The following is a 13,346-nucleotide window of genomic DNA, read 5'->3' as shown; positions in this document are numbered from 1 at the left end:
CGGCCTCAGACGATCGAGCGGCTGTCTTCTTCGAGGCGCGCGGCCTCGTCGAACAGCCGTGCAACGAAGAACAGCACTCCGCCCAGCAGCAGCGTGACCAGATCGCGGTCGTCGATCCCGATCACCACCGTGCCGCGCCCGCCCGCCGCCACCAGCCCCGCCTGGACCAGCACCGGCAGCACCACGCCCGCCACCGCCGCGAGCAGCAGCAACAGCGCGAAGCGGCGGAAATGGCGCGTGGCGGCCGGTGCGAACACCTGACCCCGCATCACCAGCGCCAGCATCCGCGCGAGCGACACCAGCCCGGCGGCAAGCAGCAGGCTGACCGCCAGCGCCACCGCCCCGCCCCAGGCGCAGGGCAGGTGGCCGGCATGCACCTCCACCATAGCAGCCGGCGCCAGCATGGCGGCCAGCGCCAGCAGCGGCAGCAGCACCGCGATCGCGAGCGCGGCGGCGCGCAGCCCCCGCGCAAGCCGCACTAATGGCATGCTATTTGCCATTTTACAAAAATCTCTTTCTGTTTTACGAAAAGATATTCGCGTGATTCGGAGATTAATTGATGTTCATCTCTTCGACAAGAACCGGCATGTCCCGTCCCCGCCGCCTGGCCGTCGCGCTGGCGCTGGCCATGCTGACCGCGGCCCCGCTGGCGATCACGATCTCCCCCGGCGCGGCGCAGACCGCCTCCCCGGCCGATGCCGCCGCGCTGCTCGATTCGACCGGGGCGGGCGACATCGCCCCGCTGGAGGCCGCGCTGCCTGGGATGAGGGACCGCGCCGGCGCCGCGCTGCTGCGCGCGCGCATCGCCGCCACCCGGCTGCGCCATGCCGAGGCGGAGAAGGCGCTGGCCGCCTATTTCGCGACGCGCGACAAGGATGCCGCGCGCAACGCCGCCGCCTGGGCGATCAAGGCCGATCTGGCGTTCGGCGAGGGCGATTATGCCGGCGCCGCGGCGGCCTATCGCGCGGCGCTGCCGCTGATGGAGGGCAGTGCCAATCCGGCCGATGTGCTGACCACGAAGCAGGCGCTGGGCATGGCGACGCTGCTGGCGCCCGAGCCGCGCCAGGCCGTGGCGGGCGGGACGCCGGGCCGCATCCAGGCCGCGCGCGACAAGGCCGGGCTGGTACGCGGGCCGGTGAGCATCGACGGCACCGCGATCGACGCGGTGTTCGATACCGGCGCGAACCTGTCGGTCGTTTCCGCCGCCACGGCGAAGCGGCTGGGCATGCGCATCCTGGACGGCACCGCCAGCGTGGGCAGCACCAGCCAGGCGGAGGTGCCCACCCGCATCGCGATCGCGGCGCGGATGACGATCGCGGGCGTCGAGCTGCGCAATGTGGCCTTCCTGGTGATCGACGACAGCGCGCTCACTTTCCCGCTGCCCGGCGGCTACACGATCGAGGCGATCGTCGGCTATCCGGTGTTCCGCGCGCTGGGCCGCGTCCAGTTCGGCCGCGACGGCAGCTTTCTGGCGGGCGGCAAGGGCGGACGATCGGCCGATAATCTGCGCGCGACCGGCAACGACCTTTATGTCGTGTCGGGCATCAACGGGGCCGGTGCGACGCTGCACCTGGATACCGGCGCCACCACTACCGCGCTTTCCTCGCGCTTCGCCGCGCTGCATCCCGATCTGGTCGCCGGGCTGACCCGCGGCAAGCGGCGCATCGCCGGAGCGGGCGGCATGCGCGAGCAGGAGGTGGGGCTGTGGCAGCCCGCCAGCGTCACCATCGGCGGGCGCACGCGCGCGCTGCCGGTAATCCAGGTGGTGCTGGGCGGCGAGGCGAGCACGCGCGAGCCGCGGCTGGGCACGCTGGGCCAGGACGTGCTGGGCGGATTCGAATATTATGCGATCGACTTCCGCACGATGAGCTTCGAGCTCGGCTCCCCGGTGGGCTGAGCCGCACGGGCGGCGGGCCGCGGCATTCCCGGCCTGCCGCTTTAACCGATTGCTAACCACGCATGGTCACAAACCCTTGCCAAATAGGTCTGGGGAATGACGATGCCGACTTCCGTGCGCGCCCATGAGCTGGAGACGCTGCTCGATCACGCGCCGCCGGGGATCGAGATACTGTCGCTCGACTGTTTCGATACGCTGATCTGGCGCAACACCCATGCGCCGACCGACGTGTTCGCCGATCTGGCGCTGCCGGGCGGCGGCATCGAGCCGCGCATGTGGGGCGAATCCGAGGCGCGCAAGCGTGCGTGGAGCAAGCGCGGGCTGAAGGAGATCCGGATCGAGGATGTCTATCGCCACATGCTGCCCGGCGCCGACGAGGCCGCGGTATCCGCCGCCGTCGAGCGCGAGCTGGCGATCGAGGCGCGGCACGCCTTCGCCTTCGCCCCCGCGGTCGCGCTGATCCGCGAGGCGAAGCGGCGCGGGCTGACCGTGATCATCGTCAGCGACATGTATCTCTCCGAACCCCAGCTTCGCGCGCATATCGCCGCCGCGGCGGGCGAGGAGCTGGTGGCGCTGATCGACCGCGTCTTCGTCTCCGCGCAATATGGCGAGGGCAAACGCGACGGGCTGTTCGATCATGTGCTGAAGGAGATGGGCGCCGATCCCGCGCGCATCCTGCACGTGGGCGACAACCGCCGCGCCGATTTCCAGGCCCCGCGCGAGCTGGGCATCCACGCCGTCCACCTGATCCAGTTCGACGACGAGGCCGCCGCGCGGCTGCGCATGGAGGCGGCGACCGCGCTGATACTGGACCCCCAGGCGGGCATCTCGCGCCCCGTACACCAGGCGCATCGCACCCGCGTCGCGCTACGCGCCAGCAGCGACCCCGCCTATGCGCTGGGCCATGACGTGATGGGGCCGGCGCTCCACAGCTTCTCATACTGGCTGAAGGCGGAGCTGGATGCGCTGTCCCAGGCGGCGGGCCGCCCGGTGCGCCCGCTGTTCGTGATGCGCGACGGCTACCTGCCCTATCGCGTGTTCGACGCGCTGTTCCCGGAAGCCGGCGCCGCCACGGTGGAAATCAGCCGTTTCGTCGCGCTGCGCGCCAGCATCTCGGACGAGGAAGCGCTCGACAAATATCTGGAGGAATGGATCGAGCGTATTCCGATCCGCTCGATCGGCCGCCAGCTCATGCTTTTCGAGAACGAATATGCCAAGTTCCTGAAGGGCGATGCCGAGGCGCAGCGCAAGGCGTTCGTGAAGTTCCTCCACACGCCCGACATGCAGCGCAAGATCTTCACGCGCCGTGCCGGGTTCCTCAAGAAGTTCATCGCGCACCTGGCCCGCGCCGGCGTGTACCCGGGCGATGCGGTGTGCCTGGTCGATATCGGCTACAACGGCACCGTCCAGAACTTCCTGACGCCCGTGCTGCGCGAGGCGATGAACGTCACGCTCCACGGCCGCTACATCTTCCTGCGCGAGAAGAAGGCCTCCGGGCTCGACAAGAAGGGGATGATCGACGTCCGCAACTATGATTATCGCACGCTCCACGCGCTTTCGCGGTCGATCGTGGTGGTCGAGCAGCTCTGCAACGTCGAACAGGGATCGACGATCGACTTCACCGCGGAGGGCGAGCCGGTCCGCGAGCAGGTGGACGCCAAGGCGGCGCATAACGCGGCGCGCGGCACCGTGCAGCAGGCGTGCCTAGACTATGCGCTCGAATCCGGGCTGGGCCGCGTGCGCGCGCCGGATTCGGACGATCTGGACGGCCGCTGCCGCGCCGCCGCCGCCGCGCTGGCCCGGCTGTTCTTCCTGCCCAACGCCAGCGAGGTGAGGGTCTTCGAGAGCTTCGTCTACGACTACAACATGGGCACCTCCGCCACCGAGATGCTGATCGACCCCGACCGCGGATCGCAGGGGCTGCGCCGCCGCGGCCTGACCTTCTACAACGATCATATCCCGCAGTTCATGTCGGCCGAGCTTCAGGCGCAGGGCCTGCCCGTCAGCCTGGCCAATTTCGCCGCGTCGCGCTTCAAGCTCGACCTGCGCAGCAGCGATTTCGAGGTGGGCGGCGTGCCCGTGCCCGCGATGCTGGTCACCCCACGCGACCAGGCGGCGGTGCGCTTCGACGCCTTCCCCACCGCCGAGGGCTATTACCGGATGCGCATTCCCGTGGGCCGCCAGCGGCCGACGGTGGCGATCCAGATCGGCCAGATCGCCGAATGGGTGCAGGTGGAGGAGCTCAGCTACACCCCGGTATCGGGCATGGTTCCGGGCAAGGAACACGACGCCACCCGCGCCGCCCGCGCGATCACCGATGCGATGGAGGCCGCCGCGCCGGGCCTGTACCGCGCCGATCCCGCCGGCATGCTGCTGATCCCCCCGCCCGAAGGCGTGGACGAGCCCTATGTCGTATCGCTGGTGTTCCGCCCCGTGGTGTGGCGCCGCAAGGCGGCCGAGGCAAAGGTGAAGGCCGCCGCCTGAGCGCGGCTGCCCTGCCCTCCCCCGCACGGGGGAGGATCGGGGTCACCTCTCCTCGAACAGCAGCCGCCCCGCCGCGGCCGCCGCCAGGGCGCCCGTGAGCTGTGCCGCGACGAAGCCGGGAACGTCCCCCGGCGCGATCCCCGCGAAACTGTCCGACAGGCTGCGCGCCAGCGTGATCGCCGGGTTGGCGAAGCTGGTGGATGAGGTGAACCAATAGGCCGCGGCGATATACATCGCGACCGACGGCGCGACCCATTGCGGCCGGTGGCGCACCGTGCCCAGGATCGTCAGCACCAGCCCGAAGGTGGCGACGAACTCGCCGGTCCACTGGCCGATCCCAGTGCGCGCCTTGGCCGAGAATTCCAGCACCGGCATCGCGAACATCACATGCGCCGTCCACACGCCCAGGATGCCGCCGCCCGCCTGCGCCAGCGCATAGGCGCCCGCATCGCCCCAGCCCAGCTCGCGCCGGATCGCCGCGACCAGGCTGACCGCCGGGTTCATATGCGCGCCGGAAACCGGCCCCAGCATCGTGATCAGCACGAACAGCATCGCGGCGGTGGCCAGCGTGTTGCCGGTCAGCGCGACGGCGATGTTGCCGCCCGCCAGCCGCTCCGCCATCACCCCCGATCCGATCACCGTGGCGAACAGGAAGAAGCTGCCCAGCCCCTCCGCCGCCAGCCTGCGCGCCAGCGGTTCAGCCGGCATGCGCGGGCGCGTCCGCCGTTTGACCGATGGCGTTGAGCCGCGCGGCAAGCCCCGGCCCGGCCAACGCCTCCTCGTCGAGCGCGAGCAGCATCGCGACGCGGCGGGCGAGCTGTTCATAGGCGCGGACGAAGGCGGCGTGCTGCCCCGGCCCTTCCACCGCCGCCGGATCGTCGATGCCCCAGTGCGCACGCACGGGGGCGCCCGGCCAGATCGGGCAGGTCTCGCCTGCGGCATTGTCGCACACCGTCACCACGATATCGATCGGCGGCGCGCCGGGGGCGGCGAACTCGTCCCAGCTCTTGGAGCGATAGCCGTCCACCGCCACGCCAGCCTCGCGCAGCACCGTCAGCGCCATCGGATGCACCTGCCCCTTGGGGAAGCTGCCGGCGGAGAAGGCGCGGAAGCGGCCCGCGCCGTCGCGGTTGATCAGCGCCTCGCCCAGGATGGATCGCGCGGAATTGCCGGTACACAGCACCAGCACGTTGCGCACGCGATCCACGCTCACTTGAGCCCCGCGGGCACGCAGCATCCGCCCTGCGCGGGCCGCGCGGCGGCAGCGTCGGCAAGCTGCTCCAGCGCCGGGTTTCCGCCATAGACGGTCGATTCCCCGGTGGTGTGGAACGCCTCCCAAACCACGCCGTCGGGATCGGCGATCCAGCTCTTCTCCGATTTGGCGTAGCAGCAGGTGGTCGCGCCTTCGTCCAGCACGGGACGGTCGGCGGCCTGAAGGCGGCCATAGACCTCGACCAGTTCGTCGCCGGTTTCCGCCTGGATGCCCAGGTGGCGGATGCCCGCCTCCTCGCGCCCGCTGGAGATGGCGAAGTTCATCCGCGGCTCCTCCAGCATCCACTTGGCATAGTCGGGCTTCAGCACGCTGGGCGGAGCGCCGAAGAAGACGGTGTAGAAGCCGACCGAGCGATCGAGATCGCTCACGCCGACATGGACGTGCATCCGCATCATGCCGATTTCCTCTCTGTTGCCTCTGGCGCGGCGGCCGGCGCGCACGCCGCCCCGCCGCAGCAGTTTTCCATAAGATAGCCGAGCAGCGCGTTCATCGCCGCAAAGTCCGCGCGATAGATCAGCGAGCGGCCCCGCCGTTCCTGCGTGACCAGCCCGGCGCGCGTCAGATGCGCCAGGTGGAACGAGAGCGAGGAGCCTGGAAGCCCCACCGCGCCCGCGATCGCGCCCGCCGCCATGCCCGGCGCCCCCGCCTGCACCAGCAGCCGGAACACCGCCAGCCGGTGTTCCTGCGCCAGCGCTCCCAGGGCTTCCACCGCATGTGCGGCGCCGGTTACGGGCTCATTCATTTCCATATATCTGGAAATATCGAATCGATTTTCGCGCGTCAAGCTTCGGGCCGCGGGAGGGGTTTTTCCCGGGCCGGGGGTTACGCCGGGGCGCTATCGTGCCTATATGCTTGGCATCGCTGGCAGAACGGCCCCGTAGGCGCCAGCGGCTGAGAGACCGGCGTGCTCCCGCTTACATCAGCAGGAGCAGGCTCTTGGACCTGAATTACCTTTTATCCCGCCATCAGCGAGCGCTGATGATGGCCGATGCGGCGGACTGCGGCGAGGCACGCCTTGCCCATCGCGGGTTGGCCGAATGCTATGCGGCCCGGATCCGCGACCTTCAGCAGCAACTCGGCGCCCCCGCTATGCTGGCCGGGCTGGCCTGAGGCCTTGGCAAAGGAAGGCATACTCACGCTCGATGGACTGATCGAAGAGATACTCCCCGATGGCCGTTTCCGCGTATCGCTGGAAAACGGGCACCGGATCATCGTCTATACCGCCGGCAAGATGCGCAAATACCGCATCCGGACGCTGGTCGGGGATCGCGTCCAGATCGAAATGTCGCCCTATGACATGGAAAAGGGCCGCCTCGTCTATCGCGAGCGCGTGGCCAACGCGGGCTTTGGTGCCCGGAGGAACAAGCGGCGATGACCGGAAACCAGCCTCCCGCGCCGCCGTCCGATGACGCCGCGCGCCCGAAGCGGCAGCAGTTCCGCAACAAATTCAGGGCGGTGCGCATCTCACCCGATGGCGCGGAGCGGCAGAGCCGCATCGCGCTGCTCGCCTGGAACCAGCTTGGCGCGGACGCCGCGATCGCCTTCCTCAACAGTCATAACGACGGGCTCGGCGGACGTCCGCTCGACCTGGCGGTGGCCAGCGCCGCGGGCTGCGAAGCCGTCGAGCGCGCGATCCAGGCGCTGCGCGAGGGCTGATGCCCGGCGCGGCTGCCCGACTGATGCGCGAGAGCAGCCCCGCCGCCACCAGCGGCGGCGGCAGCCCACCCCTGCTTCCGGGAATATATCCGCCGCTTGCGCGCGCCAGCGCGACGCTGCTGCGCGGCGCATCCTTTCTGGGCGCGGGACTGCGGCCCTGGCCGGGCGCGGAGGGAGCCGCGCCGATCACGGGCCGCTATCGTGCCAAGGTGATCGGCAACGGCCTGCGTGAACTCGATCGCTTTCTGAATCTGCTGATCGACGAGGCCGCACTGGCGCGCGGGCTGGCCGCGCGCCCGGGCCAACGGAATACCTCGAACAAGCTGGGCGCCTACCGGCAATGGTTGGGCAGGCCGCATCCCGACGCCGAGCGGCTGCGCGCGCTGGGCCGCTCACGCGAATGCCTGTTCCATTGCGAGGGCCGCGTAACGCGCGGCGACAGCCTGGATTGCGGCTTCCTGACCGCCGGCTGGCCCGAGCTGCCGGGCACCCAGGCACCGCTGCGCCGCTTCGGCATCGGCGAGCGGATCGAAGCGAGCGGCGAGGATCTGGACGACGTCTGCGCGCTCTACCGGCGCATCGCGCAGGAGCTGTGCGGCTGACCCGCTTCCCGGGCCGCGCGGATCAGCGCGGCCAGGGCCAGCGGTCTGAGCGGCGCGGCTTGCCGTGCCCAAGCTGGATTTTGCGCTCGATACGCGCGCGCATCCACAGGGTGAACAGCACGGCCGCGACGCAGAACACGGTCAGTCCGACCAGCGCATAGCCGGCGATGAGGCGGGGCTCCATCACCCGGCCACGGCCAGGACCGGCTGTTCCACGCCAGCGGGCGCGCGTTCGCGTTCCTTGCGGGCGGTGGCGGTACGTTCGGCACGCACCGCCATCGCCAGCCAGGCCGCCTCGGAGCGCAGGCAGCGTTCGCGGACATTCTCCAAAGTCGCCTCGGAGGCGCGCTGACGCTCCTCCGCGGCCCGGGCATGGTAGAAGCTTGGAACGTCGGCCATGGCAGCAATCTCCGATACGCGAGGGAAAGGGAACGCGGGGGCAATGCCCCCGGCCCTTACTCGGCGTGCTGGAGATTCACCGCCGCCATCTTGCCGCGCTTGTCCTGCTCGAGCTCGTAGCTGACGCGCTGGTTCTGGTTCAGCGTGGCCATGCCCGAACGCTCGACCGCGGAGATATGGACGAACGCATCCGCGCCGCCATTGTCGGGCGCGATGAAGCCATAGCCCTTGTCGGCGTTGAAAAACTTGACGGTTCCGGAGATGGTCATTGCTCTTTTCCTTCTATCATCGGCGCGCGCCGCGTGCGCGGGCCTCGTGCTGCTGAGGCTAGGAGAAGGAAAAGAGGGGCCGCAAAGCGCCAAAAGACCGTCTAATTGCGACTGTAGCCGCGAGGATGTGGGGACTGACCGGCTCCGGCGCAAGAGGAGCCGGCACAATCCGTTGCGAAAACAGTGTTTTTTCTTCGCCGGGACTGCTCAGTGCATCCCGCTGTAGACCGCGACGCTCTCCGCCAGCGCGTCCAGGCGGACCCATAGCGCGATCGCCAGCCCGGCTGCGATCGCCGCCGATCCGGCCAGCAGCGCCTGCCGCCGTTCGATACGGCCCAGCAAGGGGATCAGCGGCACCACCCCCAGCACCAGCGGGAGCGCCATCAGGTACGGCATGTCCGATCCCATCGCCTGGAACAGCGCGTGGCCCAGCACCAGCATATAGCCCAGGCCCAGCGCCGCCAGCGCGGCCGCCGTCCAGCCCCCCGCTCCACCATCGCGCCAGCGCAGCGCCGCCGCTCCGGTCCCGCCGAGCAGCAGCGCGATCTGAAGCGGGAAGGCCGCGGTGGGCGCCGCCGCCTGCCCCGCCGCCGCGAGCAGCAGCAGCGGCAGGGCGAAGGCAGGCGCGAGCGGCACGGTATCGCGGCGCGTGAACAACAGCCCGGCGACGATCGCCGCCGCGCCCAGGCAGAGCAGCAGCGCCTGCACCTCCAGCCGCGCGTTGGCCGCAAGCCGGTCGTAATAGTTGACCGGCCCGTCCGCCCCCGAAAGCAGGTTGCCGAGGAACAGCAGCACCGCCGCTCCCAGGAACAGTGCCAGCGCCGCCCCCGCTCCGCGGCCCAGCGCGCGCAGGCCGGTAACGCGCCACCCGGCCCAGGCATAGGCACCAACGGCGGCAGCCAGGATCAGCCACCCGGCCCAGGCCGGATAGATCAGCAGCAGCATCCCGAACAGGTCGTAGAACACCCGGTCCGGCGCCTTGCCCGGCAGTTCCGGCGCCGCCAGCAGCGCGCGGCTGAGGTCCAGCGTCTGGCGGCCCATGTCCTGCAACGATCCCTGATCCAGCGCATCGGGCGTGGCCAGCGGCGAATGGTAGAGGCCGGGGCGGCCGATGAAGGCGAAGTTGAACCCGGGGATGCCCCGATTCTTCGCCGGGGTGTAATCGGTCGAATTGGGCAGATTGTTGTAGACGAACACGCTGAGCGAGGTCGCGACCGGCAGCCGCACCGATCGCGCGAACAGATCCATCATCGCGCCGCTGGACCGGCCGGTTTCGAACATCGACGCCCGCCCCCCGCTGCCCCGCGCCTCCAGGTTCACGATCACGCCGGCGCGGCCGCGCAACGGATCCTGCGCGAAAAAGGCGCTGGCGCCGTCCAGCCCCAGTTCCTCGGCATCGGTGAACAGGATCATCAGCGTGCGATCGGGCCGCCGCCCGTCCGCGACGATCGCGCGTGCCGTCTCCAGTATCGCGGCGACGCCCGCGGCATCGTCGGCCGCGCCGGGCGATCCCCAGACCGAATCATGGTGCGCCATCAGCAGCAGCGCGGGCTTCGCGGGATCGCGCCCCTCCAGCACGCCGATCACGTTGACCGCACGCACCCCGGAGGCATCGCGGCCGCTCCACCGCGCCAGCCGCTTCGTGGCGTAGCTGCCCAGCGGCCCCTCCCGTTCGACCACGGTCATGCCGAGCGCGCGGAGCCGGTCCGCCAGATAGGCGCGCACGCGGGCGTTCTGCGCGCTGCCGGTCGGGCGCGGCGCGCCCGCGATCGCACGAACATCGGCCATCGCGCGGGCAGCCGAGAAACCGGCCGCAGGGGCATCCGCGGGAATCGGGGCAGGCGTCGTGGTGGCGAACACCGTCAGTATCAGCGCGGCCGCCACGGCCGCCAGCAGCTTGATCCAGTTCCGCATGTGCGCCTCTCCCTGCCCGTTCCCTACCGGCGCCGGCGCGGCGCCACAAGCGAGCGGCGGCGCCCTCCACTTGCCTCCGCGCCCGCTCGCGCGTATAGGCCGCGCCGTCCGGCGGGCGGTGCTCGCGGAGGAAGGCGCGGAGGCCAAGGCCCTCCTGCGCCCTTTTCGCTTTTTCGGCGACCTGTTTCCTCCGCAAGTTTCCCGCGTGCCGGATGCCGCGGACGGCATGGGGCCCCCGCGGCGTATTCGGCCTTAAAGACCACCGGAACCAACCGGCTGGCCGGAAACGAACGAAGACAGGAAACGCAATTCTATGGCCTCTACGGCGAACCCCTCGCGCGATGATTTTGCCGCGCTCCTCGAACAGACCCTTGGCGCTGCGGACAGCTTTGAAGGCCGCGTGGTCATCGGCACCGTCACCGCGATCGAGAACGACCTGGCCGTCATCGACGTCGGGCTGAAGAGCGAAGGCCGCGTGCCGCTGCGCGAGTTCGCGATGGCCGGCCAGAAGCCCGACCTGAAGGTCGGCGACGAGGTCGAGGTCTATGTCGACCGCGTCGAGAACGCGAATGGCGAAGCGATGCTGAGCCGCGACCGCGCCCGCCGCGAGGCCGCATGGGACAAGCTGGAGCTGGAATTCAGCCAGGGCAACCGCGTCGAGGGCGTGATCTTCGGCCGCGTGAAGGGCGGCTTCACCGTCGATCTGAACGGCGCCGTGGCCTTCCTGCCGGGCTCGCAGGTCGATATCCGCCCGGTGCGTGACGTCACCCCGCTGATGGATATCCCGCAGCCGTTCCAGATCCTGAAGATGGACCGCAAGCGCGGCAACATCGTCGTTTCGCGCCGCGCCGTGCTGGAGGAAACCCGCGCCGAGCAGCGTTCGGGCCTGATCCAGTCGCTGCACGAGGGCCAGGTGATCGACGGCGTCGTCAAGAACATCACCGACTATGGCGCCTTCGTGGACCTGGGCGGCATCGACGGCCTGCTGCACGTCACCGACCTGAGCTACAAGCGCGTCAACCACCCGTCGGAGATGCTGAACATCGGCGACACGGTGAAGGTGCAGATCATCCGCATCAACCGCGAGACCCAGCGCATCAGCCTGGGCATGAAGCAGCTTGAGAGCGATCCGTGGGAAGGCGCGGGCAGCAAGTATCCGCTGGGTGCCAAGCTGTCGGGCCGCGTGACCAACATCACCGAATATGGTGCGTTCGTCGAGCTGGAGCCGGGCATCGAGGGCCTGGTCCACGTCTCCGAGATGAGCTGGACCAAGAAGAACGTCCACCCGGGCAAGATCGTCAGCACCTCGCAGGAGGTGGAAGTGGTGGTGCTCGAGGTCGACGAGGACAAGCGCCGCATCTCGCTGGGCCTCAAGCAGGCGATCGCCAACCCGTGGGAGAAGTTCGCCGAGGATCACCCGGTGGGCTCGACCGTCGAGGGCGAGGTCAAGAACGCCACCGAGTTCGGCCTGTTCATCGGCCTGGACGGCGACGTGGACGGCATGGTCCATATGTCGGACATCGCCTGGGGCATCTCCGGCGAGGACGCGCTGAACCTGCACCGCAAGGGCGAGACCGTGAAGGCGATCGTGCTGGCGGTGGAGCCGGACAAGGAGCGTATCAGCCTGGGCATGAAGCAGCTCGAGCGCGGCGGCGTCTCTGTCGCGGGCACGGCCGGCGACAAGCTGAACAAGAACGCCACCGTCACCGTCACCGTGCTTGAGGTCCGCGACGCCGGCCTTGAGGTGCAGGTGGGCGAGGACGGCGCGACCGGCTTCATCAAGCGCACCGACCTGGGCCGCGACCGCGACGAGCAGCGTCCGGAGCGTTTCCAGGTGGGCCAGAAGTTCGACGCGATGGTCACCGGCTTCGATCGTTCGAAGAAGCCGACCTTCTCCGTCAAGGCGCTGCAGATCGCCGAGGAGAAGCAGGCCGTGGCGCAGTATGGCTCGTCGGATTCGGGTGCGTCGCTGGGCGACATCCTGGGCGAGGCGCTGAAGGCCCGCAACAGCGAGAAGAACTGAGGCAGTGGCGCGCGGGGGCGGCTTTCCGTCCCCGCGCACCGGCCCGGAATCGCTGCAAGATTCTACGATCGGGCGAATCTTCGCCTTGATGAATATTGAGAATCGGCGCTACGGTCCCCGCCATGGGGTCGCACCGCCGCCCGGCAACGGGAACACGCCGGCGGCAAAACGGGAGGCACGCGGGATGATCCGCTCGGAACTCGTCCAGTTGCTTGCGCAGGAAAATCCCGGACTGTCCGTCCGTGAGGTCGAGAAGATCGTATCGGTCTTCTTCGACGAGATCGCGGCGCGGCTCAGCGCCGACGGCCGGGTCGAGCTTCGCGGCTTCGGCGCCTTCTCCACCCGCGGCCGCGACGCCAGGACCGGCCGCAACCCGCGCACCGGCGACACCGTGGACGTGCCCGCCAAGCGGGTACCCTATTTCAAGCCGGGCAAGGAAATGCGCCAGCGGCTGAACGTCTGAGGGCGTCTCGTGCGCCGCGGCGCGAAGTATCCGGCTTAAATCCGCGCGAAAACTCGGCTAGTCGTGGCGCGCGCCTGTGCGGGCGTGGCGAAATTGGTAGACGCAACGGACTTGAACATTTGGGTGCTCCCGCGGGAAACCCGGGATGCAGAACTGCTCAAATTCGGGGAACCCTGTGAAATGGCGATCCCGAGCCAAGCCCGCGGGCAGCCGCCCGCCGGGAAGGTGTAGAGACTAGACGGGCAGCGCCTAAACCCCGTGCGGGGCATGGCGAAGGGATAGTCCAGACCACAAACGCCCCGAATTCGCGGGGACGGCGGCGAAAGCCGTAGCTGGTACGAAAATCCGTAAGGCCGAACGGCCTGT

17 protein-coding genes are annotated in these 13,346 nt (G+C 69.4%); 8 read left to right on the top strand and 9 right to left on the bottom strand.

Annotation, left to right across the window (positions count from 1 at the left end):
- Positions 1–5 precede the first annotated feature (5 nt).
- Positions 6–500, bottom strand: coding sequence for a DUF2975 domain-containing protein (locus OM513_RS08990; protein ID WP_264943838.1), 495 nt, complete (start codon positions 498–500; stop codon positions 6–8).
- An 86-nt stretch (positions 501–586) separates the two neighbouring features.
- Here OM513_RS08990 and OM513_RS08985 point away from each other — a divergent pair, with 86 nt between their 5' ends.
- Both OM513_RS08985 and OM513_RS08980 read left to right on the top strand, forming a co-directional pair.
- Positions 587–1,897 carry a pepsin/retropepsin-like aspartic protease family protein gene (locus OM513_RS08985; RefSeq protein ID WP_264943837.1) on the top strand — a complete coding sequence of 437 codons (1,311 nt, stop codon included), beginning with the start codon at positions 587–589 and terminating at the stop codon, positions 1,895–1,897.
- Between the two features lie 102 nt (positions 1,898–1,999).
- Entirely contained in the window at positions 2,000–4,381 is a 2,382-nt protein-coding gene (locus OM513_RS08980) for an HAD family hydrolase (protein ID WP_264943836.1), read from the top strand.
- 42 nt (positions 4,382–4,423) lie between these two features.
- On the opposite strand, the gene OM513_RS08975 is transcribed toward OM513_RS08980, so the two are convergent.
- Genes OM513_RS08975 through OM513_RS08960 form a run of 4 tightly spaced genes read right to left on the bottom strand, consistent with a single transcriptional unit; the run spans position 4,424 to position 6,402 of the window.
- Positions 4,424–5,089 carry an aquaporin gene (locus OM513_RS08975; protein WP_264943835.1) on the bottom strand — a complete coding sequence of 222 codons (666 nt, stop codon included), beginning with the start codon at positions 5,087–5,089 and terminating at the stop codon, positions 4,424–4,426.
- Positions 5,079–5,594 (bottom strand): arsenate reductase ArsC, encoded by a 516-nt coding sequence (locus tag OM513_RS08970; protein ID WP_264943834.1) that lies wholly within the window; start codon positions 5,592–5,594, stop codon positions 5,079–5,081. Before OM513_RS08970 ends, OM513_RS08975 begins: the two co-directional genes overlap by 11 nt.
- Positions 5,591–6,049: an ArsI/CadI family heavy metal resistance metalloenzyme gene (locus OM513_RS08965; RefSeq protein WP_264943833.1), complete on the bottom strand. Its 459-nt coding sequence runs from the start codon at positions 6,047–6,049 to the stop codon at positions 5,591–5,593. Before OM513_RS08965 ends, OM513_RS08970 begins: the two co-directional genes overlap by 4 nt.
- Positions 6,046–6,402, bottom strand: a complete 357-nt coding sequence (locus OM513_RS08960) for an ArsR/SmtB family transcription factor (RefSeq protein WP_264943832.1) — start codon at positions 6,400–6,402, stop codon at positions 6,046–6,048. The genes OM513_RS08965 and OM513_RS08960 overlap by 4 nt, the downstream gene beginning before the upstream one ends.
- Positions 6,403–6,590: 188 nt before the next feature.
- Between OM513_RS08960 and OM513_RS08955 the strand changes: the two genes are divergently transcribed.
- Genes OM513_RS08955 through OM513_RS08940 form a run of 4 tightly spaced genes read left to right on the top strand, consistent with a single transcriptional unit; the run spans position 6,591 to position 7,912 of the window.
- Positions 6,591–6,764, top strand: a complete 174-nt coding sequence (locus OM513_RS08955) for a hypothetical protein (RefSeq protein WP_264943831.1) — start codon at positions 6,591–6,593, stop codon at positions 6,762–6,764.
- 4 nt (positions 6,765–6,768) lie between these two features.
- Positions 6,769–7,029, top strand: a complete 261-nt coding sequence (gene infA, locus OM513_RS08950; protein WP_264943830.1) for a translation initiation factor IF-1 — start codon at positions 6,769–6,771, stop codon at positions 7,027–7,029.
- On the top strand, positions 7,026–7,310 hold the full coding sequence (locus OM513_RS08945) for an antitoxin Xre/MbcA/ParS toxin-binding domain-containing protein (protein WP_264943829.1): 285 nt from the start codon (positions 7,026–7,028) through the stop codon (positions 7,308–7,310). Before infA ends, OM513_RS08945 begins: the two co-directional genes overlap by 4 nt.
- Positions 7,311–7,333: 23 nt before the next feature.
- The gene (locus OM513_RS08940) at positions 7,334–7,912 is read left to right on the top strand and encodes a hypothetical protein (protein WP_264943828.1); all 579 of its coding nucleotides are present in this window, start codon (positions 7,334–7,336) and stop codon (positions 7,910–7,912) included.
- 22 nt (positions 7,913–7,934) lie between these two features.
- Here OM513_RS08940 and OM513_RS08935 read toward each other — a convergent pair whose 3' ends face one another.
- The 4 genes from OM513_RS08935 to OM513_RS08920 all read right to left on the bottom strand — a co-directional run bounded on the left by OM513_RS08935 (position 7,935) and on the right by OM513_RS08920 (position 10,494).
- Positions 7,935–8,096 (bottom strand): hypothetical protein, encoded by a 162-nt coding sequence (locus OM513_RS08935; protein WP_264943827.1) that lies wholly within the window; start codon positions 8,094–8,096, stop codon positions 7,935–7,937.
- On the bottom strand, positions 8,096–8,311 hold the full coding sequence (locus OM513_RS08930) for a hypothetical protein (protein WP_264943826.1): 216 nt from the start codon (positions 8,309–8,311) through the stop codon (positions 8,096–8,098). Before OM513_RS08930 ends, OM513_RS08935 begins: the two co-directional genes overlap by 1 nt.
- 56 nt (positions 8,312–8,367) lie before the next feature.
- Positions 8,368–8,580, bottom strand: coding sequence for a cold-shock protein (locus tag OM513_RS08925; protein ID WP_264943825.1), 213 nt, complete (start codon positions 8,578–8,580; stop codon positions 8,368–8,370).
- Between the two features lie 207 nt (positions 8,581–8,787).
- On the bottom strand, positions 8,788–10,494 hold the full coding sequence (locus OM513_RS08920) for a M20/M25/M40 family metallo-hydrolase (protein ID WP_264943824.1): 1,707 nt from the start codon (positions 10,492–10,494) through the stop codon (positions 8,788–8,790).
- A 313-nt stretch (positions 10,495–10,807) separates the two neighbouring features.
- Here OM513_RS08920 and rpsA point away from each other — a divergent pair, with 313 nt between their 5' ends.
- Both rpsA and OM513_RS08910 read left to right on the top strand, forming a co-directional pair.
- Positions 10,808–12,517 carry a 30S ribosomal protein S1 gene (gene rpsA / locus OM513_RS08915; RefSeq protein WP_264943823.1) on the top strand — a complete coding sequence of 570 codons (1,710 nt, stop codon included), beginning with the start codon at positions 10,808–10,810 and terminating at the stop codon, positions 12,515–12,517.
- Between the two features lie 184 nt (positions 12,518–12,701).
- Positions 12,702–12,980, top strand: a complete 279-nt coding sequence (locus OM513_RS08910) for an integration host factor subunit beta (protein WP_264943822.1) — start codon at positions 12,702–12,704, stop codon at positions 12,978–12,980.
- Positions 12,981–13,346 lie beyond the last annotated feature (366 nt).

The organism is Sphingomonas canadensis (genome assembly GCF_026013525.1).
GTDB lineage: Bacteria > Pseudomonadota > Alphaproteobacteria > Sphingomonadales > Sphingomonadaceae > Sphingomonas > Sphingomonas canadensis.
Note: the sequence above shows the minus strand (reverse complement) of the source record. Positions and strands in the feature narration are given on the sequence as shown.